Here is a 22,851-nt window from a genome sequence, read left to right on the forward strand (position 1 = left end):
CCCATGCATATCGTAGACGGCGCACTGTCGAACCCGGTTGTGATCGGCGGCGCGGTTGCCGCCGTCGGCGGTATTGCCATGGGTCTGCGCAGCCTGCCGCTGGAGCGTATTCCGGCGGCGGGGGTGCTTTCGGCCAGTTTCTTTGTGGCCTCGCTGATCCATGTCCCGATCGGTCCCAGTTCGGTTCACCTGATCCTGAACGGGCTGGCCGGGCTGGTGCTGGGCTGGGCCGCCTTCCCGGCCCTATTTGTCGGCCTCTTGCTGCAGGCGGTGTTCTTTGGTTTTGGCGGGCTGACCGTCTTGGGCGTGAACGCTGTGAACATTGCCTTGCCAGCGGTTCTGGTCGGATTGATTTTCCGGCCGCTGCTGGCGCGCGGCTCGCCGCTGCAAGGGGCGGTCTGGGGCGGCATCGGCGGCGGGCTGGCGATTGCTCTGACGACGCTTGCCGTGGCAGTGTCGCTGATGCTGTCCGGCGACGAGTTTATCCTGGCGGCCAAACTGGTGTTTTTCTCCCACATCCCGGTGATGGTGATCGAAGCGCTGCTGTCCGGTGCCGCCATCTTCCTGGCCCGCCGGGTGAAGCCCGAACTGTTCATCGACACGAAAGGAAGCCTGGCATGATCCGCGCCTGTGTTCTGATCCTGGCGCTGCTGGCGCCGATACCGGCCTTGGCGCACAACGTGATTTCCTCGGTGTTCCCGTCCGGTTCGGACATCGAGGGCGAAGTGGGCTTTTCCAACGGCGATATGGCCGCGGACCTGCTGATCGAAGTCTTTGACGCGGCCGGGGCCAAGCTGGGCGAAACCAGGACCGATGCCGACGGTTTCTTCCTGTTCACCCCGGCATCGCCGGTCACGCATGTCTTCCGCGGTGATCTGGGCGCAGGCCATGTGGCAGAGATCATTATGGAAGCTGCAGACGTCGCACAGATCATGGGCGAAAGCCCGATCAAGACCGCAGCCAGCCCGGATGCGGCTCCGGTTGGGGCTGCCGGCCTCTCCGACCAATCCCGCGCCGAACTGGCCCGGATGCTGCGCACCGAGTTGCGGCCGCTGCGCCAGGAGCTGACCGCGTTCAAGAACAAGTCGGACTTCCAGTCCGTGCTGGGCGGCATCGGCTATATCCTCGGCCTGTTCGGCCTGGGGTTCTACATCGCCGCTCGCCGCAAGATCGGCGCCAGCGCATGACCTATGTGCTGACAGGCAGCGACGCGCCGCTCAGCGGGTTTGGCGGCTTCCGCGCGAAGGTCGCAAGGCTCGACCCTAGGGCGCGCATCGTGATGGCTGCCATCTACGCAGTGGTGGTTGTCTCGCTCAGCAATCTGCTGGTGCTGGCGGCGGCGCTTGGCCTGTCGCTGTGGCTGCTGGCCTTCTCCGGCCTGCCGCCGCGGAAGACGCTGAAGCGGATGGCGATGATGGACAGTTTCATCATCTTCATGCTGGTAATGCTGCCCTTCACCATCCCCGGCACCCCGATTTTCTCCATCTCGGGGCTTGAGGCGAGCTGGGAAGGCCTGCGGCGCGCAACCGAAATCGCCCTGACCGCCAATGCGGTCATTCTGGCGGTGATGACACTGGTCGGGTCCATGGAGCCAGTCACCATGGGGCACGCGCTGTTTGCCCTGAAGACCCCTGCGCGGCTGGTGCATCTGATGATGTTCACCATCCGCTACATCGACGTGCTGCGCGAGGAATACCAGCGGCAGCGCATCTCGATGAAGCTGCGCGGCTTCCGCCCCGGCACCAACTGGCACACCTACCGCAGCTATGGCTACCTTGTGGGGATGATGCTGGTGCGCGCCATCGAGCGTTCAGAACGTATCCTGGCCGCGATGAAATGCCGGGGCTTTTCCGGCCGCATCATCTTGCTCGAAGACTTCCGCCTGCGCCGCGCCGACCTGCTGTTTGCCCTGGCGCTATCCTGCGCATTAGCCGCCCTGATCTGGGCCGAGGCCGCCTATGCCGCTTCTTGAACTGAACGATATCCACTTTGCCTACCCCGGGCTTGACCCCGTGCTGCAAGGCGCCTCGATGCAGCTTAAAGCTGGTGAGCGCCTGTCGGTCGTCGGCCCTAACGGCGCCGGCAAATCAACGCTGCTGAAAATCATCATGGGGCTGATTGCGCCCGCCAGCGGCACCGTCTCCGCCTTTGGCAGGCTCTGCCGCGCTGAGGCCGATTTTCACGATATGCGCCGGCGCGTGGGGTTTGTGTTCCAGGATGCCGACGACCAGCTGTTCTGCCCGACTGTGGCCGAGGATGTAGCCTTTGGCCCGCTGAACCTGGGCAAGTCGAAACAAGAGGTGCTGGCGATCGTTGACGATGTGCTCGCCCGCCTAGGGCTGATGCACCTGCGCGACCGGGTCACTCACAAGCTGTCGGGAGGCGAGAAGCGGCTGGTGACGCTGGCCACGGTACTGGCGATGGAGCCCGAAGTGCTTATCCTTGATGAGCCAACCAATGCGCTGGACCCGGAAAACTACGCCCGGCTGACCAGGATCCTGCTGGAGTTGGATCAGGCGATCCTGCTGGTCAGTCACGACCCGGAATTCCGCGCGCAGGTCGCCCCGGATGGGTACCGCCTGCAGGATCGGCAGCTTGCGCGGGTTTAGGACATCCGCGAACTCTCATCGGCCGATTTCATTACCGCTAGATCTGGCCACGTGGTTCAAAGCCGCTAGCACGGCACCGCTGCAAGACTGCGCGACGTGTCAACGGCGGCGCAAGAGATTGCGATTGATGAAGATAATCCCACTCAGTACACACTGATCATCGACACGAGGTTTGCCGTGTGATTTCGGGAAAAAGGGGGCAAGACGCGCCATCTGCGCATCTGTCAGCCAGAAAAGATCAGACATGTTCACCGCTCGGTTTTCGAACCGTGAATCACGCTGCCAAGTGAAAATCAATGGGTCCTGACCCTAGTGAGACTCGGAACTTGGCAGGTTTTTGCTCCGACAAGTTAGACGACACGGCATTTGATCGCAGTTGCTCGTTTGTCGCTGGAGTACATCGCATGTTGCCGCTCGGGTCGTTCACCGGCTGTGCTATTATCAGGAGCGAAACGGTTTGGCGACCAGATCCACGGCAATTCAGCGAAACACAGCGCGCAATTTCAAGACAGTAAACGTTCAACCACGCGCCGCCCGAAATCATGTGTCGGTCCTTCCCAATGCGGGCTAAGGCGGCCGCCGTCATAGGCAGGGGACAGCCGGCCCTGCTGCAGCAGTTCGAGCATGCCAAGATCCTCCCGGTTGAGGTCATCCCACATTTGCATCAGCTCGGCCCGTGCTTCGGCATGATCCTCTGAAGTCGCAGCATCTCCGATCAGAAAAACATGCAGCTCTTCACGTGTTTTGTTCGGTGCAATCGGATAGCTGACGAGCACTGTAAATTGGTCAGGGAAGACTTCGGCCGCGAAATGCGGGAAGCACAGGAACCAAAGACCGCGTTTGGCATCTTCTGAGGACAGACCGGGATAGTGCGGCAGACGATCGCCGCGCCCCTCGCCCACTTCGGGAAAGATATAGTCGTTGTAGAAGACATGCCGGTCCCATTCTCCCGACCACCGCACGTTCATCGGTGCGAATTTCAGCAGTTTGGGATGGACGGCGAAGACATGGTATCCTTCCATGTAATTCTCGTAGACCAGCTTCCAATTGGCCTCGACTTCGAAATCAATCTTTCCGGCCCAGCGGATGGCCGAGAAATCATAGCCCGGGGTGCGCTCCAGCATCGGTTTCAGCCAGTCCACCAACGTATCCGCATCGCCCGAGATATTGACGAATATGCAGCCGTTCCAGACCTCGCATCGGACCTCGATCAGATCCAGCTTTTCGCCGCCCCCGTCCTCGAAACGGTCCATTACATCCGGTCCGTTGAAATGCGGCCGCGCCCGCAACTTTCCGTTCAGGCCATAAACCCAGGCATGATACGGGCAGGTCAGGGTTGATCTCCTGCACGGTTCGCTCACCAGCTTTGCTCCGCGATGCCGGCACACATTGTGCAACGCACGAATGCCCCCGTCCTGGTCGCGCAGGATAATCAGAGGCACCCCGCCGATTTCGAGCGGTTTCATGTCGCCGCGCTCAGGCAGCTCCGCGGCTGCCCCTGCAAACACCCATGAGCGGCGAAAGCAATGCTCCTGCTCCAGGGCCAGCCACTCGTCGGACCAATAGGCGGCGTTCGGCAGACCGCTCGCCTCCTCAATCGGGGCAAACGTCTGAGCGAACCCTTCCTCGCCCAGCAGTTCCTTGACCTTTGTCAGGACCGGAGTGTCTGGAAAGTTACCGTCCACGGGATGCGCCTTTCAGAAAATACTTGCGAGTTTGGGAAAAATTTGCACTGTAAATTTTCATGATCGTCAAGAAAAATCATCAATCGGGTACCAATGTCTCACTCCACCGGCTGGGTGAGGACCTGCGCGCCCTGCGCAAAGCACACAATATGACCCTGAACGATTTGGCTGACGCCTCGGGGCGTTCCGCCTCATTTCTGTCCAAGATCGAACGCGGTCTGGCCCGTCCCTCCGTCACGGCCCTGCAAGAGGTCGCGGAAGCTCTTGGAGTTCCGGTCGGCTGGTTCTTTGAAACCGATGGTCCTGCCCCCGCCGAAGAGCGCCCTTTCATTGTGCGCGCGGACAGGCGCCGCAAGCTGACCTATTCCGGGCTGTCAGGCACAGACTATATGGGGTTCGAAGATCACCTGCTGTCCGCCAGCCTGGACCGGCAGCTGGCAATGGGCATTTCCACCTATGAACCTGGCGGCAGCACCGGTGACGACCTTTATACCCACGAAGGGGAAGAGGCTGGGATGGTGTTGAAGGGGGAGATCGAACTCACCCTAGACGATCAAGTGTTTCACCTGCGAACCGGCGACAGTTTCAGCTTCTCCGCTGATATCCCCCACCGGTACCGCAACCCCGGCAAGGTTGAGGCCCAGATCATCTGGGCCAACACACCGGTTTCCATGAAAAGATAGCAGATGAGTGATCACGCGCGTGTTGTTGTAATTGGCGGTGGCAACATGGGCGCAAGTGTCCTGTACCATCTGGCAAAGGAAGGATGGACAGACGTTGTTCTGGTGGAAAAGGCAGAACTGACCTCGGGGGCGACCTGGCATGCGGCGGGGCTGGTCAGCCGGATGACGGTGGGCCATGCCCTTGGCATCTGCCATGACTATGCGGTCGATCTGTACAAAACCATCGAGGATGAAACCGACCAAGGCGTCAGCTGGCACAATTGCGGATCCTTGCGCGTGGCTGCGACCGAGGACCACCGCGCCTGGTTGATGCACACGCGCGATGCAGTGCTGGCGCGCGGGCAGGAATGTCATTGGGTCAGCCCCGAAGAGATTGCCAAGCTGAACCCGATCTACGACACCTCACACATCATCGGCGGTATCTACACGCCCGATGATGGCCATGTTGATCCATCCGGCACCTGCCAAGCGATGGCCAAGGGCGCGCGGATGCGGGGCGCAAAGGTGATGCGTCGCAACCGGGTGACGGATGTACAGCAGCTGCCTTCAGGCGAATGGAAGGTGGTGACCGAACAGGGCGACGTCATCTGCGAACATGTGGTCAACGCGGGCGGCTATCACGCGCGTCAGATTGGTGCATTTTCCGGCCTCGATCTGCCCATCGTGCCGATGCAGCACCATTATGTTGTCACTGATGCGGTGCCCGAGTTTGAGGCCATGGGTCACGAAATACCCGTCACCCGTGACGACTATTTCACCGGCTATCTACGCCGCGAACAGGGCGGCGCGCTGATCGGGCTATATGACACTCATGACGCGCTGGCCAAATGGCGCGAGGGCTGTCCATGGGATAGCGAAAATGAATTGTTTGAACCGGACTACGACCGGATTACGCCGTGGCTGGAGAAATGTTTTGAGCGCTACCCCAGCTTGATGGAGCGAGGGATCAAGCGCATCGTCAACGGGGCCATCACCTATACACCAGACGGGTATCCGCTGGTCGGACCAGCTCCGGGGCTGCGCAACCACTGGCTCGCTTGTGGCGCGACCGTGGGGATTTCCTGGGGGCCGGGGATGGGCCGGGCGCTGGCGCAATGGATGGTGCATGGCACGGCCAATATCTCAATGCGCGGCTTTGATCCGCGCCGGTTCCATTCCCGTGTGGATGAGGACTATACCTATCAGCGCTGCCGCGAAAATTACATGACCCGCCTGTCGCTGCCCTTTCCGCAGCTGCAATATGAAACCTGCCGCGAGATTCGAAACTCCGGCGTGCATGAGCGCACCAAGGCGCTGCATGCGGTGTTCGAAGAGGCGGGCGGCTGGGAACGCCCGCGCGTTTATGGCAAGCCCGAATGGGGCGGGAAAGAGCCGCAATCCTGGAAGCGCGGCCCGTCGTGGGAGGCGGCCTTGGCCGAGGCCCGCGCGGTGCATGAGGGCGTCGGCATCGGCGATTTCTCTGCTTTTTCCAAGTTTGAAATCACCGGTCCCGAAGCCGAAGCTTACCTGAACCGCCTCTGTGCCAACCGGATGCCAAAGAAAGTCGGCGGCACTTGTCTGACTCTGCTGTTGAATGAGCAAGGCACGATCGAGGGCGAGGCGACGATTGCACGACTGGCCGAGGATCGGTTCTGGTTCGTCACCGGCGGCCCCTCGGAACGCCGGGTCTGGGACTGGATCACAGTCCATCAACGCGGTTCCGAGAATGTGGTGGTCAAGAACCTGTCCGATGACTGGGGCATCCTGACCGTGGCAGGCCCGAAAGCGCGCGAAGTGCTGGGCCCGCTCAGCGAGGCATCGCTGGAAAATGACAGCTTTGGCTGGCTCAATGCGCGCGAGTTAACGATTGCGGGCGTTCAACTGATTGCGCTGCGCCTGTCCTTTTCGGGTGAACTGGCGTGGGAACTGCACGCGCCCATGGACCAGCTTGGCGCGCTCTGGGATGCGATCTGGGACGCGGGCCATCACCACGGCTTGGTCCCCTTTGGATCAAAGGCGCTGGAAATGATGCGCATGGAAAAGGCCTATCGCGGCGGGCATGAACTGGCCAATGACGCCAGCCCCGTCCACACCGGCCAGATGCGATTTGTGAAATTCGACAAGGAGTTCGTCGGCAAAGACGCGCTGAGCAAGCTGGCGGAAACCGGTTGCAGTTCGGTCGTTGCGTATCTCGATATTGAGCTGGACGGCACCGATGTGCTGGGTGGCGAGGCGGTCTATATGGACGGCGAGAAGGTAGGTTCCGTCTCATCGGGCGGGTTCGGCCCGGCGACTGGCCGCAATCTGGCCTTTGCCTTTGTCAAACCAGAGGCGGCGCAACCCGGTACAACGCTGGACGTGATCGTATTTGGCCGGATGTGCAAGGCCAATGTGCTGGCCGATGCGGTGCTCGACCCCAAAAACGAAAGGTTGAAGGCATGAACATCACCACCGGCTTGGCCAAAGCGACGTTGCTGGCACCCGAGATCGACTGGACCAAGCTGAACGATTACCGCATGGGCCGCATTCTCGAGGCCATGGCGGAACAGGATGTCGAACTGGCCGTCATCACAAACCCGCTGACCATGCGCTATGCCGTGAACTACCATGAATACATGCAGTTCCAGGCACGCATCCCTCTGATGATGCTTATGATCTTTGCCGATGGCCCGGTGGTCTTCAGCGGTGCCTTCATCAAGGATCTGGACCACGTCACGGAATACATCCCGATGTTCGGTCTTGCGCCCTTCCTTGCGGGGTTTGACCAGGTGGAGAATACGCGCAAGTTCGTGGATTTCGTCAAAGGCCGGCTGGACGGCAAGGGCCGCTGCCGCGTTGCGCTTGACCGTCTGGACGCCTCTGCCGTTCAAGGGTTGATGCAGGCCGGGTTCGAAGTCGTCGACGCGCCGGGCTTTCTGGAAAAGGCCCGTTCCATCAAATCAGCGGAAGAGATTGTGCTGTGCCGCTACGCCATCGACGTGGCGCAGCTGGGCATCTCAAAGATGCACGAGGCGTTCCAGCCCGGCATCTCTGAAAACGAGCTATGGAGCATCCTGAGCCAGGTCAACATCGCCCATGGTGGCCTGTGGTCTGAAGCGCGCATGCTGGCCTCGGGAGAGCGGACAAATCCCTGGCTGCAAGAGGCAAGCGAAAGGCGCATTCAGAATGGTGAGCTATTGGGCTTTGACACCGATATGGTCGGCCCCTTTGGCTACATGTCGGATATCTCCCGCACCTGGTATTGCGGTGAAGGCAAGGCGCCCGACGAATTCCGCGACCTTTACAAACGCGCGCTGGACGAGATCGAGCACAATAAGGCCAATGTGCGCCCCGGCGTGTCGTTCAAGGAGCTGGTGGACAAGAGCTTCCGCCACCCCGAAGAATTCCACACCCACCGCTACCCCTGCATCATGCATGGCGTGGGAATGTGTGATGAATACCCTTATGTGCCCTATCCCCAGGACTGGGACGACATCGGCTATGACGGGATCATCGAGGAAAATATGATGATCTGTGTCGAGGGATATGTCGGCTCTGATCGAGGCGGCAGCGGCGTCAAGATCGAGCATCAGTTTCTAGTGACGGCCAATTGCCTCGAACAGCTTGATACCTATCCATACGACAAAAACTTGCTGGACTGAGACCTGAGAGCGGCCCTTTCCGACTGACGTCCTTTTGATCACTGGAACGGGACCGGCCAGTTTAGCGAGGTAGGCCTAACGACCGGATTACCAGCCGCGCTGCAGTGTCCAGCGCCATGCTGCTGCAGAATACTTCGTTCTGCGAGCGCGCGCAGAAACTGTTCGCGGTTGCGGCATCTGATATCCGGCAACGCAGCAGGCTTTACTGAACCAGTCCTTCACGGGCGTCGCTTTGGCTAAACCCGAAGCCGTACATTCGCAGCGCTCAGGTCAGAATATCGAGACACGGTAGGAGCCACCCTTCGCCGCACATAAAACTTGGGCGAAGTGGATCCTTCGCTTCGGTCACTGGCAGCGGCCAGGGAATCTGGAATCGGAATGTGGTTAGAAGTTTTCCACCCACGGCCGCATCTCCAGCTCCCATGACCAGGCAGACCGGTCCTGTTGCAGGAAGTGCCAATAGCTCTCAGCAATTGCGTCCGGCGACAAACGCGAGTCCGGGTTGCCGGGCTCGTCCATATAGCCGGGGCGGTCAGCGTTGCGGATGCGGCCATCAACAACCATGTGCCCAATGTGGACGCCTTGGGGATGGAGTTCGCGTGCCAGCGATTGAGCAAGTCCGCGCAGGGCGAATTTGCCCATGGCGAAGGTGGCCGACTGAGGGTAGCCCTTCATACCTGCCGAGGCTCCGGTGAAGAGAATTGCACCGTGGTTATGGGGGACCATGCGCTTTGCGGCTTCCTGGGCGGCATAGAACGCGCCCATGGCGTTGACTTGCATCGCGCTTTCAACGCGGGCGGCGTCCAACTGGACAAAGGGCTTTCGGATGGCACGTGAGGGATTGTAGACCAGCACATCCGGCGCTTGCGCCCTATCCAGCTCCGCAAAGAGTTCAACAACCTCCTGATGTCGGCTTGCATTGCAAGAATAGGCGGTTGCCTGAATGTCCTCAGCCAATCCGGAAAGATCAGATGGCTTCCGTGCTGCCAGGCTCACACGAAGCCCATTGGCATGGAACAGGCGTGCAAGAGATGCGGACAATCCCGGACCGGCGCCGATGATCAATGCATGTCTGTAGGTCGGCCTCATGGTCCTGCCTCCTCAATTTTGCGCCGCAATCACAACGGCTTCGTATGGCTGCGGCCTCTGCCCGATGGTGTTGGGTTTTGCGTCGAAAGGCGCGCGCAACGAGTTGCCGGAAATGTCTTCAAGATCCGTATCGATGCGGAGGCGTACTGCAGCTGACCAGGGTCTCTTGGGGACAAAACGCCATGTCAGGCCGTCCGTTGTGACCGTGCCTGGAATTTCTGTTCCTGAATCATCCAGAACGTCTATCAGCCTGGCGGAGGCGCCGCGGTCCATGACCCGGTCGAAGGTAATGACAATAGGGGTTGCGGTGCCGGTCTCCGGGCTGGAGATCTGCCAGCCATCTGGTCTCACGGCCGTTCTCGTTGCGGGACCAACCCTAAAGGGCAGCTCCAGACGGTCACCAAGAGCAGCGCCCTCAGCGCTGACCATAATGCCTGCCACGATGAGCCGGTAGCTCTCTCCAACCCTAAGCGGGGCGCCGTCCGTTTGATTTGGACCAACGCCCTGTTTGATCCGGCCGGGATCAAAGAGCAGTGTCAGGCGGCGCTGGCTGCTGTCCCAGAGCTCAGCGTGCAAATTCAGAAACGGGCTGTCCACCCGGCTGCCGTCAGCACGTTCCAGCCAGATACTGCCGCGGATCTGCCCGCGGGCCATTGGTTCGGAGAACATCAGATAGAACCGCAGCGTATTGGCGGGCACCTGGGCTCCGGCAGGCGCATGCCAAACAAGTTCAGGCGTTTTGATTTCGCCACCAGGCAGAGCGATTTTGGTTTCAAAATCACCGAGCCGGACCAAATATTCGGCCCCCGCCCGCAAACTGAAACGCGGGTCGATAACCAGCGTCCCGCCCTTTGTCCGGACCGACAATGCCATGCTTCGGCTGCGATCCGCCGCAGCATGCTGCAGGCGGACTGCTGACGGGGTCTCTATCAGGTCTTGGCGTTCCTTCTCATCCAGTCCTGATACAATCACGGAACCGCTGGCTGCATCGAATTCCGCACGAACCTCTGCCGCCGCTGCGAAGGGCGGGAGGAGCAGTGCGGCAAGCATCGCTTGCCGCACCATGAAGCGCTGCACAGACATCAGTTGTACTGCAGCGGGGGATCGACGTGGAAGCCAAACGGATCCGGTGCGCCTTCCCAGTTCATTTCGACAACATGGTCCGAGCGTTCGAAGAACATCGGCATCGCCAGCGTGTGCATTTCGAGGATGCGCGGATTTTCGGGGTTTTCACGCACGGTCACCGCCCAGGCGTCGTCAACGGTGTCGATATGGACCACGCCGCTGATCGGAACCGGGGTGTATTCCGCTCCGCCAATGCCAAAGAGAGGCTGAACACCTTCGCCAGCCGGCATGGCTTTGGCGGTCGCCAGAGTATCAAGCGGGTAAGAAGCCGCACTGCGGTGGGTGTTTGTCACCAGAACACTCTGCTGGCCGGTCCAGGCGTTGGTGTAAGCAATAGTGTCGATGGGCGAGTTGCCGTAGCCAAGCTCCGCGATCATCGTGCCGCGCACCTGCTTGCCGTCTTCCAGGTCGGCCAGCGGGATACGTACAACGGGAGTGCAGCCATAAAGCGCGATCATGGTCGCCTCACCCTCAAGCTCGACAATGGTCTGGGTGATGATGGGCGCCCGGGTCTCCCATTGCGCGTGAACCGCATGCCAGATCTCGATCTTGGAGGCTTCGGCTGTGCCGTCAAACGGATAGCTGATCCGGCGCAGGGTCGAGTCGAACTCTTCGTTCGACACGCCAGCGACAAAGACCTCGCCATTGTAATAGTCTATGTCAGTGATCGCGAGCTGATAAAGCTGGCGGCCGAATTCGATGGTTTCGCCCTCCGGCAGCGCACCAATGCTTTGAGCCGAATGTTCTGCCTTGGCCAGGTCCACAAGCTCGATTTCGCCCTGGTTGACCTTGACGATCAGCGCTTCGGCATCCGGGCCCAAACCCCGGTGGACGGACAGGAAGATCTGTTTGGTCGGCTTATGCACCACCATGTCGTTGATTTCGACCTCGTTAGCCGGAACGCCAAGGAGCGCGCCGATTTCGGCGCTGATGTCTTCAAAGATCGTGCGGCCTTCAAAGGTCTTGGCGCGGCCAAGCTCATAGGAGCTCTGGTCGGTGATCTGCGCATCGCTGAGTTGGAACGCATGCACAACACCGGCACGGCCGTCACCGACAAAAAGTGTATTGGCGTCGTTGAACGTGAGCGCGCCTGCGGATTTCAGGACTGGCGCGTCTGCAAAGGCCGCGGTTGCAGCCGAAAATGTCAGCGCAATGGCGCTGGAAGTCTTGAGGAAGTGGGGCATTGGGCTCTCCGTTGTTGTCATGGACCCAAAGATAAAGGGTGCCCAAAATGACAACAGACCTCGAAATTGGAACGAAACGTTCCAATCTGCAGAACTACCCCAAGACGTCTTTTCTGGACAGGAGGCCAGGGATGACCTCCTCGGACAGCTTGATCGCCGCATCGATGCGGGCAACTCGGCGTGCGCCCTGCCGGTAGGTAAGGAATACCGGATGGGGCCGCACGCGAAAGCCGGGCAAGCACCGCACCAGCCTGCCGGAGGTCACGAGATCGCCGAGCATGAATTCAGGGATTAGTGCAAACCCCAGTCCAGCCAGAGCAAGATCCAGCAGAATGTGAAAGCTCATCACCGCCAGAGGGCCGGAAACAGAAACCGGCGTCTCTTCCGCAGCGGTTTCAAACTCCCACACGGCTCCCGGGCGATCTCCGCGGAAGGTCAGGCAGGGGGCGTTGGCCAGATCTCTCGGATGCGTCAGCCTGTACTCCGCACACACCTGAGGCGCGGCGACAAGAATACGCCTGAAGGATCCCATCTGACGCGCGATAAGGCGGTCATCATGGACTGTTCCGATCCGGAACGCGATGTCGATGCCGGGATCCTGCATGTCCGCAAAGCCGTAGTCCGGACGCATCACCAGGGTCAGATCCGGGTGGCGCTCGCGTGCGAGCGGGAAAAGCTTCGCCGCGACGAGGCCGCCGAATTCATGCGTTGCGGCAAGATTGACCTGTCCCGATATGCCGATGCTTTCTTCGCGAGCGATGTCTTCTATCAGATCGATTTCAGCCAACACCGACGCTATCCGGTGTTCGAGACGCTCACCAATTGGAGTCAGCTTGACCGACCGCGCCCCGCGCTCAAGAAGCTTTACGCCCAATTGCTCTTCGAGCTGCGCGACATGCCGGCTGACGCCGGACTTGGCAATCCCCAGCTGGCCGGCTGCCGCACTTATTCCGCCAGCCTTGGCAACCGTGTGAAAGCTGATGAGCGTTGGCAACCCAAGCGTTCTAATATCCTGAACCATGGGTTCAATCATATCCCACTGTTCTGAATTTATGGCAACACGTATCTGTTTCTCATCAAAGGCCCGAAGCGGGCGAACATGGAGATAGAAACATGAACATCCTGATCACCGGCGCCAGCAGCGGCTTTGGCAAACTGATCGTCGCGGAACTTCTGAAAGCGGGCCACAAGGTCGCTGGCACAGTCCGCGACCCTCAGGGCCGCAACGCCGAAGCCGCAGATCTTTTGCGGGACCTGGGCGCGGAAATTGTCGACATCGATGTGACGGATGATGCGTCCGTCGAAGCTGGTGTCACGGCTGCAAGCAGCCGTCTGGGCGGGATTGAGGTGCTGATCAACAATGCGGGCGTTGGTGTTCACGGTCTCCAGGAAAACTTCTCGGCGGCTGATTTTCAGCGTGTCTTCGACATCAACGTCTTCGGCCCGCAGCGTATGATGCGCGCCGTGCTGCCGCAAATGCGCGAGCGGGGGGAAGGCCTGATCCTGAACGTCACCAGCGTTCTGGGCCGTGTCACCCTGCCGTTCTATGGCCCCTATAATGCGACCAAATGGGCGTTGGAGGCCGTCAGCGAGAACTATCGTGCGGAACTCAGCCAGTTTGGTGTTGATGTTGCAATCGTTGAACCCGGCGGTTTCCCGACGGAGTTCCATGGCAACCTGATCCTGCCGTCCTCAACCGACCGAAATGAGGGCTATGGCGAAATGGCCGACGCTCCGGTGGCGGCACGCCAGCAAATGAATGAGTTCCTTGCGGCCAACCCTCAGCAAAATCCTTCGTTGGTGGCGGAAGCTGTCGTTTCCGTTGTTGACGCAGCTCCTGGCATGCGCCCGTTCCGCACCGAGGTGGACACTGTCGGCATGGGGGATCTTGTCAAACCAATGAACGATCTCGCGGCAGCCAGCACCGAAGCGCTCTTCACAAATTTTGGCATGGCAGACATGCTGAAACTGAACGTTGCAGCCAGGAAAGCCGCCTGAAGCAATAGGCTGGCCGGGAGTGCTCCGGCCAGCCGCCGAGCCACCGCTACTTCCCCTGTATTCCTGAAAAGGATGATCAACATGACACACCCCGCGTTTCAATCTTCATCCGTTGCGGTCATCACCGGTGGCGCGTCGGGTATTGGCCTTGCCGCCGCGACCAAGTTCGCTGGCATGGGAATGAAAATCGTCGCAGTCGACCGCGATACCGATAAGCTGGCCGAGGCCGAGGTGATCCTGCGCGTCGCGGGTGCGGCAGACGTCCTGACGGCCTCCACTGACGTCTCCGACCGTGTGCAGCTCGAAGCTCTTGAAAAAGAGGTAACGGGACGTTTCGGAGGCGCGGATATCCTGATGAACAATGCCGGTGTCGGCGGCCGGACGTCATGTCTGACCGCACCTGACATCTGGGAGAAGATACTGGGTGTCAATCTTTGGGGAGCCATCCACGGCACACAAGTGTTCGTGCCAGGCATGATCGAACGGGGCCGTCCCGGCGCAATCATCAACACCGGGTCCAAACAGGGGATTACGACACCGCCCGGAAACCCGGCTTACAATGTGTCCAAGGCCAGTCTGAAAGTCTTTACCGAGGCACTGGCGCACGAACTGCGAAACACCGAAGGCTGCCAGATTTCAGCGCATCTGTTGGTGCCCGGCTTTGTTCACACGGCGATGATCGGTGCCACCGAAAAACCCGCCGCCGCATGGACAGCGGAGCAAACGGTGGATTTCTTCGTGGAAAGCGTAAACCGCGGCGATTTCTACATCCTGTGCCCAGACAACGACGTGCCGCGCGCGCTGGACGAGAAACGCATCGCATGGGCCGTCGGCGACATTATCGAAAACCGTCCGCCGCTCAGCCGCTGGCATCCGGACTATGCCGACTCTTTCGCTGCTTTCATCGCGCAGGAAAGCTGAACGAGCGCATGGCAGCACCGTAGTAGACGCAGCACGCGGCTGACGGTGCTCGCGTCGCATCCAGAAATGAATCCGTCCAAATTTTGCCCGCCGGACCAAGTTGACCGTGCAATTGATCCCGAGGATATGGGTCCGATACTTCGGGCTCATGGATCTGCTGCTTGGTACTATAATTGGAGAGACAAATGGCAACTCGTGGTTATTGCTTGTGCAAAGGGACGCGGTGGGAGTTTGAAGGCGAGGTAACTTGGGCCTGCTACTGTCATTGCGACGATTGCCGCAGAAACTGCGCCGCACCGGTCGTCGCCTGGCTTGGCGTACCGGTCAAGAACTTCAAGTGGACCGGAAACGAGCCGAAGACCATTGAAAGTTCCAAAGGCGTGTTCAGGCATTTTTGCAACGACTGCGGATCACCGATTGGATTTGAAGCTGATCATTATGCAGGAGGGATGCACCTATACGCAGCGTCCCTGGAACACCCGGAGGATTTCAAACCGACCTTTCATGTGAACTATCAGAGCAAACTGCCCTGGCTTCAGATGAACGATGACCTGACAAAGTACGAGGGGACATTGCTTCATGCACCCGAGGATTTGAGCGACTACCACTCATAGGTTGGTTCTGCGCGTTCTGGAATGCTGCACGCTGCAAGCTGAACGACAGGACATTTCCTCCAGTCCACCCTCAGTCCTAAGCACTGCACTGGCAACGCGATTGTACTATCCGAGTGAATGTCCAATTGGCGAGCCAGTCAGTCCCGGCCCACCAATCCTCGCCGGTTTTTAGAACTTTCCGTTCCCATGTACCATCTCTGCCGGTGTGGGCGAAACAACGTCCCAATGCTCTACAATCAAACCGTCCTCAACGCGCCAAAGATCGAAGAAAGCCCAGGGTTTCATGAACCGTTTGTATTCGTCGTCCGTGAAGGTGTGGCGGGGCGTATCCACGGTCTTCTGCTTCGGCATCACCGGCAGCACGTTCAGGATGCCGTCTTCCACCGCCAGGGTCAGGACCTTGCGGATGATGATGGTGTGTTTGGCCTTGGTCGATTCTGCCAGCCGCTTAGGCCGGTTCTCGTCCAGGTGCATCAGGTAGTCCCGAACCTTGCCGGTGGTGATCTTCGTGACGTCATACTTACCGAAATAGCAGATCAGCCCGTCTTTCGACCGGTTCAGCAGCTTGTTGTCGCCGTCCGACCACTTGGACTTGCCCTTCTGAATGCCATCAGCTTCTTGGCATAGTGCTCAAAACTGGTGGCTTTCTTCTGAGCATGGTCGCTGTTGGCCTTGCTGCGGTATGAGTCGGCAAACTCATAGGCCACTTCAATCGCTTCGAGACGCGATGTCTCCTTGGACGACCGGTGGACATGTTTCCCTGCAATCGGGTCCCTGAACCGAATAAGCCAATATGGGCTTCGGGCTGTCAGCAGGATGGCCAGCCCTTTCCGGAGATGCTTGATCTTGAGTATTCGGTTTTTGGAATCTTGGGACAAATCGAGCCCGTCAGAGGAGTGTATAACTGTGTGTAACTTTTACGGGTGAAATCTGACGATCTCAACAGGCCAAATAAATCAACTATTTCAATGATTTGAAATGGTGCCCGGGGGCGGAATCGAACCACCGACACGAGGATTTTCAATCCACTGCTCTACCCCTGAGCTACCCGGGCACGGGAAGGCTGTTCGCCTTGGGTGGGGGCCTTCTATGCTCTGGGCGCGGCGGTGTCCAGAGGGTTTTTCAAAGAAAATCGCTAATGGCGGGTTTGGTGCGGTTTTTCTTCCAGAATGAAGACGCGTTCGGCTTCTTCTAAAGCGTTTTCAAGGTCTTCCGGGTCCTGGCTGGGCACCGAATAAGCACCGTTCAGCCACTTCCCAAGATCAATATCGGCGCAGCGCTTGGAACAGAAAGGCCGGTAGCTCTTTTGCGATTCTCCGCCGCAGATCGGACAGCTCATTTCAGCACCTCGCTCAGGGCAATCCGGCCGCGCTTGCGCTGTAATTCGTAATGGCCGAGGCTGGTCCAGCCAGCCAGCACGGTCTCTTCGGAATCCGCCCGGAATGCAGCCCGCAGGGCGGTTTCGAACCCGCGCCGGTCCTTCTTCGGCATCGGGGCCAGGTCCAGCACAATCTGGCCGCCCAGGCCGCGCACACGCAAGGCGCGGGGCAGGACCTTGGCGGCGGCCATATTGGCCTTAATACCTGCCGCAAGTGAAGTGTCCGAACCGGTGTTTACATCCACTGCAACCAGGGCGCGGGTCGGCTCTATGAACAAGAAGGCGCCACCCGTCAGAGGCTCGCGGATGCCGCGTGCGGTGTCCAGAGCATCAAGCACGCCCAGGCGCTCAAACCCGCCAGGCTCGCGCTCCACATCGGCGGGTTCAACCCACTCCCGCCAAGCCAGCAGATGCGGCGTGTCGCCTTCGGCCAGAACCTCAGGCCCGGCTCCTTCGTCCTGCATCACCTGCTCAGCAAGGGCTGCCATCGCGGCCACGTCTTCGGCGATCTCTTCGCTGTCCGCACCGGCGCAGGCGGAGCGCAGAATCAGGCCATAACCCGCCTCGCCCATTTCTTCATGGGCAATTTCCAGCAGCCGGTCGCGCTCATCCTCGTCGCGGATGCTGCGCGAGACATTGAGGCCAGGGGCTTCCGGCGTGACAATGGCAAAGCGGCTCTTGAACAGGATTTTCTGGCTAACCGGAATGGCCTTGCCCGGTTCGGCGTAGCCCGACACTTGCACCAGCAGCATCTGCCCTGGGGCCAGCCCTTTGACCTGGCGCAAAAAAGCAGGGCCGTCAGGTGTGGTCAGGAACATGCCGCCCTGCCCTTTCACCGGCCGGTCGGCGCGGGCGCGGTAGATGGTGCCCGGCGCGGGGACGCCGCTTTCAACCAGGAAATCCTCCAGCTTGCCGTCCACCATCAGCGCGGCGGCTTCACGGTCCTGAATATGGTCGAGAATGATAGTGCGGCCCTTCATGCGGCGGCCTCCTGATAGAGCGGCAGCCCGGCGGCGCGCAGCAGGTTTGCGGTTTCAGAGAGCGGCAGCCCGACGATGCCGGTGAAAGAACCGCTGATCCACGGGATAAAGGCGCCAGCGGGCCCTTGGATTGCATAGGCGCCGGCCTTGCCTTCCCAGTCGCCGGTGGCGAGATAGCCGTTCAGCTCCTCATCGGAGAGGTTCTTCATCTTGACCTGGCTGACCACGTCCTTTTCCCAGACACGGCCGCCGCGGCGCACGGCAACAGCGGTGATAACCCGGTGGCGGCGGCCGGACAGCGCCAGCAGGAACGCCGCCGCCTCGCCAGCGTCACGGGGCTTGCCCAGAATACGGCGGCCAAGCGCAACTGTGGTGTCCGCACAAAGGACAACATCGTCTGTCCCTGCGGGAACCGCAGCGGTCTTTTCCCGCGTGACCCGGGCGCAATAGGCGCGCGGCAGCTCGCCCTTGAGCGGGGTTTCGTCAATCTCCGGCGGGCGCACCTCATCGGGGTGAACACCCAGCTGCGCCAGCAATTGCAGCCGCCGCGGGCTGCCCGATCCTAGGATAAATGCCATAGCCTGGCCCTCTTAACGGTTTGCGCCCGTAATACGGCGAATAGCGGCCTCGTGAAAGGAGCAGCCGGCTCTTTCATCTTGCCATAAGTACTCCCGCCGGAGGCAGCGGCCGCAAGGCCGCTTCAAAACAAAAGCCCGGCAGATTGCCGGGCCTTGATATTTCTTCCAGATCAAATGCTTACTTGAAGCGGTAGTTGATCCGGCCCTTGGTCAGGTCATAGGGGGTCATTTCCACCTGAACCTTGTCGCCAGCCAGAACACGGATGCGGTTTTTGCGCATCTTGCCTGCCGTGTGCGCGATGATCTCATGGCCGTTCTCAAGCTCGACCCGAAACGTCGCGTTAGGCAGGAGTTCCTTCACGACACCGGGAAATTCGAGCGTATCTTCCTTGGCCATGTTGTCTCCATCGTTGCGTTAACCCGCAAACTGCGGGACGTGCGCTTAAATGGGGTCATTTTTCCAATATTTCAAGGGCTCAATCAGCAAAGAGCGGCCTTTGTGACCGATTTCACCCGCGGCATTTGCTCCTCCCAGTGCAGGCGGTTCAGCACGCCGCCATCCGCCCGCACATGGGCGATCGCCTCCAGGTCCGCTTCGCCATAGGTCCAGCCCGGCTGGTTCAATGCGCCCTCAGACAGCACTCCGGTACCGGGGAAGCCCTTGTCCGGCGGGCCGAAAATGCCGCCCATGCCGGTGTTCATGTCCACGGCTTCCGACCATTCATTGGCCCCGACAATGGAGGCCATGGCGGTCACGCACTGATTTTCCAGCGCCCGCGACATGGCTCCAATGCGAACCCGCCAGTATCCGGCCAGCGCCTCGGTGCAGGAGGGGACGAGAATCACGTCTGTCTCCGCCAGTGCGCGGCCCAGGAGCGGGAACTCGCTGTCATAGCAGATCAGCACCCCGATTCTTCCCAAGGACGTGTCGAAAATCTTGAGCGGGCCGCCGCCCATGATGCCCCAATCCTCGCGCTCAAACCGGGTCATGATCTGCTTGTCCTGATGGTCCCGCCCGCCTGTGGGCATATAGAGCTCTGCCCGGTTTACCGGCCGGGCCAGCCCGCTGTTCACCGGGGCGGAGGCGCCTAGGATATGCACCCCGAATTCCGCTGCCAGTTTCAAATGCAGCGCAGCCGCATCCTCCATCTTCTCCGACACCGAATGGATCGACTGCTCCAGATCACCGGCAATCCGCGCACCGTCCAGCGTCGACAGCTCCATCGCGCCGTATTCGGGAAACACCAGCAGTTCTGCTCCATTGCCGGCGGCCTCTGCGACCCAGGCGGCCAGCTTGTCTTCGTACTGTTCCCAGCTGTCGAGCCAGTCGAGCGGATAAGCGGCGGTGGCGATTTTCATTCTGTCTTCCCCTCGTGCAAATGCAGCCCTTAAGTTGTCCGGTTATCCCCGGGCTGCTCCGAAGACGGGGGGGGGTGGCTTCCGTACACCCCCCGTACACCCCCCGTACACCCCCTGGTGCAGCGGCCCGGCGGCCCGGCGAAACGCTCTCCCCCGTCGCCCCGTTCCGGCAGAGCTACAGGTCCCGGATCCAGAACTGCAGCGGCTTCTTGGTTTCTTCCGCTTGATCCACGTCCTTCCAGGAAAAATGCGCAATAGCGCCCTTCAGCGGAGCATAGCCTCGCTTGCGCCAGAACGGATCCAGCGGTGCGTAGTCCGCGGGCCGCAAGGGGTGGTCCGCCGGGCGCTTCACGCCGCAAAAAGCGGCCTTGCCGAACCCATGCCTGCGGGCGTGCGCTTCGCGCGCGTCAAAAAACCCGTGGCCAACACCATGGCCGCGGTATTCCGGCAGCAGCACGGATTCGGCGCAATAGAAGACGCCGTTCAGATCAATCCCGCTCCCCTCAAACGCCGCGGCGAAATCATCCGCGTGGTCGCTCAGCGGCGCGCCGGTGGAGGCCCCCACCAAAGCATCCCCGTCAAAGGCGCCAACCACCACGGCGCGGGTGCTGTCGCGGTAGCTTTGCAGGTACTCGCGCTCATAGGCCAGATCCCCGTCGTACAGGTAAGGCCAAGCGCGGAAAACTTTGATCCGCAGGCGCGCCACATCATCCAGCGCGGCCTCCAGCGCCGCGCCGGTCATGGGTTCGACCCGGATGGTCATCCGGCTGAGACCTGGGCGATCCAGTCCGCCAGGTTGTAATAGGTTGTGACGCGGGAGATCTTGCCGTCCTTCAGTTCAAAGAACGATCCGCCAGGCAGGCGGTAGGTCTGGCCCCTGGCCTCCGGAAGGCCCTCGTCGGTGGCCAGGTAGGTACCGTTGACAATGAACTCCGCCGCGGCGCGGCTGCCATCGTCGTTGGAAAAAATCACCATATCGGTCAGCTCTTCCTTGTAGCAGCGGCTCATATGGGTGCAGAATTCCGCGAATTTCTCCTTGCCCACCCGGATTTTGCCCTCGTTGACGTGGTGGGCAATCTGCTCGTCCAGGCAGTCCAGCATGGCATCCGTGTCGCCGGCGTTGAAAGCCGCGAAATAGCGCGCGATGGTATCGGTCATGTTCTCTCCGTCGGTTCACCCCAGCGGTTCTTCAGGTGCTGGATGATTTGATCCCGTGTTTGACGGTAGATATCTAGCTTGGCCTGACGCGTCTCGCCGAGCCCGGTAGGGTCCATAATCGGCCAATATTCGACATCGAGGTGAAAAAATCGGGTCAGTTCCAGCGCCCGGCGCTGGCTGGCGGGCGACAGGGCCACCACCAGGTCAAAGGATGACAGGTCGTCGCCCCAGCGTTCCATCTCGTCAAAGGAGCGGGACCGGTGGCGGGACAGTTCCACATCCATTTCCTGGCACACCGCGATGGAGAAGCCGTCGATCTCCATGTCGTTCTTGACACCGGCGGACTGCACGTAGGTGCCGGTGCCATAGAATTTCTTCATGATGCCCTCCGCCATCGGAGAGCGGACCGAATTGTGGTCGCAACAGAACAGAACGGACTGCGGCAGATCCTCCACGCGTCAGCCTCCGAAATGCAGGACGCAGATCAGGGTGAACAGGCGGCGGGCGGTGTCGGTGTCGACCTCGGCCTTGCCTTCCAGCCTTTCCTGCAGAACCCGGCTGCCTTCGTTGTGAATGCCGCGCCGCGCCATGTCGATGGTTTCGATCTGGCTGGGCGGCATTGTCTTTACCGCGGTAAAGTAGCTCTCGCAAATCTGGTAATAGTCCTTGACGACCTGCCGGAACGGCGACAGCGACAGATGGAACTCTGCGGCCTTTTCGCCGGATTCGGTGTTGATATCAAAGACCAGCCGCTTGTCCCTGATCGCCAGCCCCAGATGATAGGGGCCGGCCGGAATTTCGCGGTCTTCCCGCTGCGGCAGGGCAAAGCTGTTGTCCTCGATCAGGTCATAGATCGCCACCTTGCGCTCCTGCTCGATCTCGGGCGTCGGGGGCGGCAGGTTGCGGTCGTCCAGTTCGATATGGCTGATGCGGCTCATGGGTCTTTGTCTCTGATATGCGCAGGGGCGTCCGGCCATGAGTATCGCACCGCTCTGCCCGGGGCAATGCAGCAGCGGGCGTCAATCTCCTGCCGGTTTGCGGCAGTGCTTGACAGGCCACGCCCGCCGCGGTCAGCCTGCTGCCGGCAGGAGGCAGAGAAATGACAACGCTTGAACAGTTTTCCCTCCATGGCCGCCGCGCGCTGGTGACCGGCTCCACCGATGGTCTCGGCTTTGCCGCAGCCCGGCTCCTGGCAGAGGCGGGGGCGGAGGTTTGGATCAACGGCCGCAGCCGGGAGCGGGTAGAGGCCGCGCTCGCCCGGATGCCCGGCACCGCCCGCCCGCTGGTGCTGGACATCGCGGATGAAGACGCCGCTTCGGCGGCGATGGCAAAGATTGCGCAGGAGGGCGGGCTCAGCATTCTGGTCAACAACGTCGGCCAGCGCGACCGGCGCAGCCTGCCGGAGTTCACCCGCACCGACCTGCAAGCCCTATGGGAGGTGGATCTGGTCTCCCCCTTCCGCCTCGCGCAAATGGCGGCAGCGCAGATGGCGCCCAAGGGCTGGGGCCGGATCATCAACATCTCGTCGATTGCCGGCCTCATCGCGCAATCGGGCGACGCCGCCTATACGACGGCCAAGGCCGGCATCAACGGTATGACCCGGGCGCTGGCGGCAGAGCTTGGCGCTCAGGGCATCACCGTGAACGCAATTGCCCCGGGGTTCTTCAAAACCGCACCCAATATGGCTGCTGCTGCAGACCCTGCGATTGCAGAGAAGCTGAAAAACGCCACTGCGCTAGGCCGCTGGGGCGAGCCGGAGGAATTGGCACCCGCCATCCTGTTCCTCGCATCACCTGCTGCGTCCTATATCACCGGGCAGGTGCTTGCCGTGGATGGCGGGTATACTGCGCACTATTGAGAGTGCGCAGTG

At 60.4% G+C, this 22,851-nt stretch carries 26 protein-coding genes, 1 tRNA gene and 1 pseudogene; 11 read left to right on the plus strand and 17 right to left on the minus strand.

Annotation, left to right across the window (positions count from 1 at the left end):
• Positions 1-3 precede the first annotated feature (3 nt).
• The 4 genes from cbiM to ACXAEK_RS02205 are packed head-to-tail and all read left to right on the plus strand — an operon-like array spanning position 4 to position 2,609.
• Entirely contained in the window at positions 4-621 is a 618-nt protein-coding gene (gene cbiM, locus ACXAEK_RS02190) for a cobalt transporter CbiM (protein ID WP_475039614.1), read from the plus strand.
• Complete coding sequence (locus ACXAEK_RS02195) at positions 618-1,187, plus strand: cobalt ABC transporter permease (RefSeq protein WP_475039615.1); 570 nt, start codon at positions 618-620, stop codon at positions 1,185-1,187. The genes cbiM and ACXAEK_RS02195 overlap by 4 nt, the downstream gene beginning before the upstream one ends.
• The gene (cbiQ, locus tag ACXAEK_RS02200) at positions 1,184-1,972 is read left to right on the plus strand and encodes a cobalt ECF transporter T component CbiQ (RefSeq protein WP_475039617.1); all 789 of its coding nucleotides are present in this window, start codon (positions 1,184-1,186) and stop codon (positions 1,970-1,972) included. Before ACXAEK_RS02195 ends, cbiQ begins: the two co-directional genes overlap by 4 nt.
• Complete coding sequence (locus tag ACXAEK_RS02205; RefSeq protein ID WP_475039619.1) at positions 1,959-2,609, plus strand: energy-coupling factor ABC transporter ATP-binding protein; 651 nt, start codon at positions 1,959-1,961, stop codon at positions 2,607-2,609. The genes cbiQ and ACXAEK_RS02205 overlap by 14 nt, the downstream gene beginning before the upstream one ends.
• Positions 2,610-2,717: 108 nt before the next feature.
• Here ACXAEK_RS02205 and ACXAEK_RS02210 read toward each other — a convergent pair.
• Positions 2,718-2,855: pseudogene (locus ACXAEK_RS02210) on the minus strand (IS5/IS1182 family transposase); the annotation flags it as partial.
• A 257-nt stretch (positions 2,856-3,112) separates the two neighbouring features.
• Positions 3,113-4,294, minus strand: a complete 1,182-nt coding sequence (locus tag ACXAEK_RS02215) for an aromatic ring-hydroxylating oxygenase subunit alpha (RefSeq protein WP_475039621.1) — start codon at positions 4,292-4,294, stop codon at positions 3,113-3,115.
• A gap of 59 nt (positions 4,295-4,353) precedes the next feature.
• On the opposite strand from ACXAEK_RS02215, the gene ACXAEK_RS02220 reads away from it, so the two are divergent.
• The 3 genes from ACXAEK_RS02220 to ACXAEK_RS02230 are packed head-to-tail and all read left to right on the plus strand — an operon-like array spanning position 4,354 to position 8,597.
• Positions 4,354-4,977 carry a cupin domain-containing protein gene (locus ACXAEK_RS02220; protein WP_475039623.1) on the plus strand — a complete coding sequence of 208 codons (624 nt, stop codon included), beginning with the start codon at positions 4,354-4,356 and terminating at the stop codon, positions 4,975-4,977.
• Between the two features lie 3 nt (positions 4,978-4,980).
• Positions 4,981-7,398 (plus strand): FAD-dependent oxidoreductase, encoded by a 2,418-nt coding sequence (locus ACXAEK_RS02225; RefSeq protein WP_475039625.1) that lies wholly within the window; start codon positions 4,981-4,983, stop codon positions 7,396-7,398.
• Complete coding sequence (locus ACXAEK_RS02230; RefSeq protein WP_475039627.1) at positions 7,395-8,597, plus strand: M24 family metallopeptidase; 1,203 nt, start codon at positions 7,395-7,397, stop codon at positions 8,595-8,597. Before ACXAEK_RS02225 ends, ACXAEK_RS02230 begins: the two co-directional genes overlap by 4 nt.
• Positions 8,598-8,981: 384 nt before the next feature.
• Here ACXAEK_RS02230 and ACXAEK_RS02235 read toward each other — a convergent pair whose 3' ends face one another.
• The 4 genes from ACXAEK_RS02235 to ACXAEK_RS02250 all read right to left on the minus strand — a co-directional run bounded on the left by ACXAEK_RS02235 (position 8,982) and on the right by ACXAEK_RS02250 (position 13,028).
• Positions 8,982-9,686 (minus strand): SDR family NAD(P)-dependent oxidoreductase, encoded by a 705-nt coding sequence (locus ACXAEK_RS02235; RefSeq protein WP_475039629.1) that lies wholly within the window; start codon positions 9,684-9,686, stop codon positions 8,982-8,984.
• A gap of 12 nt (positions 9,687-9,698) precedes the next feature.
• On the minus strand, positions 9,699-10,769 hold the full coding sequence (locus tag ACXAEK_RS02240) for an Ig-like domain-containing domain (RefSeq protein WP_475039631.1): 1,071 nt from the start codon (positions 10,767-10,769) through the stop codon (positions 9,699-9,701).
• Positions 10,769-11,995 carry a hypothetical protein gene (locus ACXAEK_RS02245; RefSeq protein ID WP_475039633.1) on the minus strand — a complete coding sequence of 409 codons (1,227 nt, stop codon included), beginning with the start codon at positions 11,993-11,995 and terminating at the stop codon, positions 10,769-10,771. The genes ACXAEK_RS02240 and ACXAEK_RS02245 overlap by 1 nt, the downstream gene beginning before the upstream one ends.
• 94 nt (positions 11,996-12,089) lie before the next feature.
• Entirely contained in the window at positions 12,090-13,028 is a 939-nt protein-coding gene (locus ACXAEK_RS02250; protein ID WP_475039635.1) for a LysR family transcriptional regulator, read from the minus strand.
• An 80-nt stretch (positions 13,029-13,108) separates the two neighbouring features.
• On the opposite strand from ACXAEK_RS02250, the gene ACXAEK_RS02255 reads away from it, so the two are divergent.
• The 3 genes from ACXAEK_RS02255 (at position 13,109) to ACXAEK_RS02265 (ending at position 15,528) form a co-directional block, all read left to right on the plus strand.
• Positions 13,109-13,993: an SDR family oxidoreductase gene (locus ACXAEK_RS02255; protein WP_475039636.1), complete on the plus strand. Its 885-nt coding sequence runs from the start codon at positions 13,109-13,111 to the stop codon at positions 13,991-13,993.
• Positions 13,994-14,074: 81 nt separating this feature from the next.
• Complete coding sequence (locus tag ACXAEK_RS02260) at positions 14,075-14,914, plus strand: SDR family NAD(P)-dependent oxidoreductase (protein ID WP_475039638.1); 840 nt, start codon at positions 14,075-14,077, stop codon at positions 14,912-14,914.
• A gap of 185 nt (positions 14,915-15,099) precedes the next feature.
• On the plus strand, positions 15,100-15,528 hold the full coding sequence (locus ACXAEK_RS02265) for a GFA family protein (protein ID WP_475039640.1): 429 nt from the start codon (positions 15,100-15,102) through the stop codon (positions 15,526-15,528).
• A 168-nt stretch (positions 15,529-15,696) separates the two neighbouring features.
• Here the strand turns inward: ACXAEK_RS02265 and ACXAEK_RS02270 are convergent, their stop codons facing one another.
• The 11 genes from ACXAEK_RS02270 to ACXAEK_RS02320 all read right to left on the minus strand — a co-directional run bounded on the left by ACXAEK_RS02270 (position 15,697) and on the right by ACXAEK_RS02320 (position 21,919).
• Positions 15,697-16,002, minus strand: a complete 306-nt coding sequence (locus ACXAEK_RS02270; protein WP_475039642.1) for a nuclear transport factor 2 family protein — start codon at positions 16,000-16,002, stop codon at positions 15,697-15,699.
• A 505-nt stretch (positions 16,003-16,507) separates the two neighbouring features.
• A tRNA-Phe gene (locus tag ACXAEK_RS02275) sits at positions 16,508-16,582 on the minus strand.
• An 81-nt stretch (positions 16,583-16,663) separates the two neighbouring features.
• On the minus strand, positions 16,664-16,867 hold the full coding sequence (locus ACXAEK_RS02280; RefSeq protein WP_475039644.1) for a DNA gyrase inhibitor YacG: 204 nt from the start codon (positions 16,865-16,867) through the stop codon (positions 16,664-16,666).
• Positions 16,864-17,886: a ribonuclease E/G gene (locus ACXAEK_RS02285; RefSeq protein ID WP_475039646.1), complete on the minus strand. Its 1,023-nt coding sequence runs from the start codon at positions 17,884-17,886 to the stop codon at positions 16,864-16,866. Before ACXAEK_RS02285 ends, ACXAEK_RS02280 begins: the two co-directional genes overlap by 4 nt.
• Complete coding sequence (locus ACXAEK_RS02290; protein ID WP_475039648.1) at positions 17,883-18,464, minus strand: Maf family protein; 582 nt, start codon at positions 18,462-18,464, stop codon at positions 17,883-17,885. Before ACXAEK_RS02290 ends, ACXAEK_RS02285 begins: the two co-directional genes overlap by 4 nt.
• Before the next feature lie 178 nt (positions 18,465-18,642).
• The gene (gene infA / locus ACXAEK_RS02295; RefSeq protein ID WP_005978431.1) at positions 18,643-18,861 is read right to left on the minus strand and encodes a translation initiation factor IF-1; all 219 of its coding nucleotides are present in this window, start codon (positions 18,859-18,861) and stop codon (positions 18,643-18,645) included.
• 83 nt (positions 18,862-18,944) lie between these two features.
• Complete coding sequence (locus ACXAEK_RS02300) at positions 18,945-19,823, minus strand: carbon-nitrogen hydrolase family protein (RefSeq protein ID WP_475039649.1); 879 nt, start codon at positions 19,821-19,823, stop codon at positions 18,945-18,947.
• A 175-nt stretch (positions 19,824-19,998) separates the two neighbouring features.
• Complete coding sequence (locus ACXAEK_RS02305) at positions 19,999-20,586, minus strand: GNAT family N-acetyltransferase (RefSeq protein ID WP_475039651.1); 588 nt, start codon at positions 20,584-20,586, stop codon at positions 19,999-20,001.
• On the minus strand, positions 20,583-20,981 hold the full coding sequence (locus ACXAEK_RS02310; RefSeq protein WP_475039653.1) for a ketosteroid isomerase-related protein: 399 nt from the start codon (positions 20,979-20,981) through the stop codon (positions 20,583-20,585). The genes ACXAEK_RS02305 and ACXAEK_RS02310 overlap by 4 nt, the downstream gene beginning before the upstream one ends.
• A complete protein-coding gene (locus ACXAEK_RS02315; RefSeq protein ID WP_475039655.1) occupies positions 20,978-21,436 on the minus strand; it encodes an arsenate-mycothiol transferase ArsC in 459 nt (152 codons plus the stop codon). The genes ACXAEK_RS02310 and ACXAEK_RS02315 overlap by 4 nt, the downstream gene beginning before the upstream one ends.
• A gap of 3 nt (positions 21,437-21,439) precedes the next feature.
• Positions 21,440-21,919 (minus strand): UPF0262 family protein, encoded by a 480-nt coding sequence (locus ACXAEK_RS02320; protein WP_475039657.1) that lies wholly within the window; start codon positions 21,917-21,919, stop codon positions 21,440-21,442.
• A gap of 161 nt (positions 21,920-22,080) precedes the next feature.
• Between ACXAEK_RS02320 and ACXAEK_RS02325 the strand changes: the two genes are divergently transcribed.
• Complete coding sequence (locus tag ACXAEK_RS02325) at positions 22,081-22,839, plus strand: SDR family oxidoreductase (protein ID WP_475039659.1); 759 nt, start codon at positions 22,081-22,083, stop codon at positions 22,837-22,839.
• The last annotated feature ends 12 nt before the right edge of the window (positions 22,840-22,851 follow it).

This window comes from Leisingera sp. ABM4_101, from assembly GCF_056158725.1.

Coding starts and splice junctions, on each gene's coding strand:
- ACXAEK_RS02195 (WP_475039615.1), top strand. CDS start 618: ATGATCCGCGCCTGTGTTCTGATCCTGGCGCTGCTGGCGCCGATACCG.
- cbiQ (WP_475039617.1), top strand. CDS start 1,184: ATGACCTATGTGCTGACAGGCAGCGACGCGCCGCTCAGCGGGTTTGGC.
- cbiM (WP_475039614.1), top strand. CDS start 4: ATGCATATCGTAGACGGCGCACTGTCGAACCCGGTTGTGATCGGCGGC.
- infA (WP_005978431.1), bottom strand. CDS start 18,861: ATGGCCAAGGAAGATACGCTCGAATTTCCCGGTGTCGTGAAGGAACTC.
- ACXAEK_RS02255 (WP_475039636.1), top strand. CDS start 13,109: ATGAACATCCTGATCACCGGCGCCAGCAGCGGCTTTGGCAAACTGATC.
- ACXAEK_RS02270 (WP_475039642.1), bottom strand. CDS start 16,002: ATGCACCTGGACGAGAACCGGCCTAAGCGGCTGGCAGAATCGACCAAG.
- ACXAEK_RS02225 (WP_475039625.1), top strand. CDS start 4,981: ATGAGTGATCACGCGCGTGTTGTTGTAATTGGCGGTGGCAACATGGGC.
- ACXAEK_RS02285 (WP_475039646.1), bottom strand. CDS start 17,886: ATGAAGGGCCGCACTATCATTCTCGACCATATTCAGGACCGTGAAGCC.
- ACXAEK_RS02230 (WP_475039627.1), top strand. CDS start 7,395: ATGAACATCACCACCGGCTTGGCCAAAGCGACGTTGCTGGCACCCGAG.
- ACXAEK_RS02290 (WP_475039648.1), bottom strand. CDS start 18,464: ATGGCATTTATCCTAGGATCGGGCAGCCCGCGGCGGCTGCAATTGCTG.
- ACXAEK_RS02300 (WP_475039649.1), bottom strand. CDS start 19,823: ATGAAAATCGCCACCGCCGCTTATCCGCTCGACTGGCTCGACAGCTGG.
- ACXAEK_RS02305 (WP_475039651.1), bottom strand. CDS start 20,586: ATGACCATCCGGGTCGAACCCATGACCGGCGCGGCGCTGGAGGCCGCG.
- ACXAEK_RS02320 (WP_475039657.1), bottom strand. CDS start 21,919: ATGAGCCGCATCAGCCATATCGAACTGGACGACCGCAACCTGCCGCCC.
- ACXAEK_RS02325 (WP_475039659.1), top strand. CDS start 22,081: ATGACAACGCTTGAACAGTTTTCCCTCCATGGCCGCCGCGCGCTGGTG.
- ACXAEK_RS02205 (WP_475039619.1), top strand. CDS start 1,959: ATGCCGCTTCTTGAACTGAACGATATCCACTTTGCCTACCCCGGGCTT.
- ACXAEK_RS02235 (WP_475039629.1), bottom strand. CDS start 9,686: ATGAGGCCGACCTACAGACATGCATTGATCATCGGCGCCGGTCCGGGA.
- ACXAEK_RS02245 (WP_475039633.1), bottom strand. CDS start 11,995: ATGCCCCACTTCCTCAAGACTTCCAGCGCCATTGCGCTGACATTTTCG.
- ACXAEK_RS02260 (WP_475039638.1), top strand. CDS start 14,075: ATGACACACCCCGCGTTTCAATCTTCATCCGTTGCGGTCATCACCGGT.
- ACXAEK_RS02250 (WP_475039635.1), bottom strand. CDS start 13,028: ATGATTGAACCCATGGTTCAGGATATTAGAACGCTTGGGTTGCCAACG.
- ACXAEK_RS02310 (WP_475039653.1), bottom strand. CDS start 20,981: ATGACCGATACCATCGCGCGCTATTTCGCGGCTTTCAACGCCGGCGAC.
- ACXAEK_RS02240 (WP_475039631.1), bottom strand. CDS start 10,769: ATGTCTGTGCAGCGCTTCATGGTGCGGCAAGCGATGCTTGCCGCACTG.
- ACXAEK_RS02220 (WP_475039623.1), top strand. CDS start 4,354: ATGATCGTCAAGAAAAATCATCAATCGGGTACCAATGTCTCACTCCAC.
- ACXAEK_RS02280 (WP_475039644.1), bottom strand. CDS start 16,867: ATGAGCTGTCCGATCTGCGGCGGAGAATCGCAAAAGAGCTACCGGCCT.
- ACXAEK_RS02265 (WP_475039640.1), top strand. CDS start 15,100: ATGGCAACTCGTGGTTATTGCTTGTGCAAAGGGACGCGGTGGGAGTTT.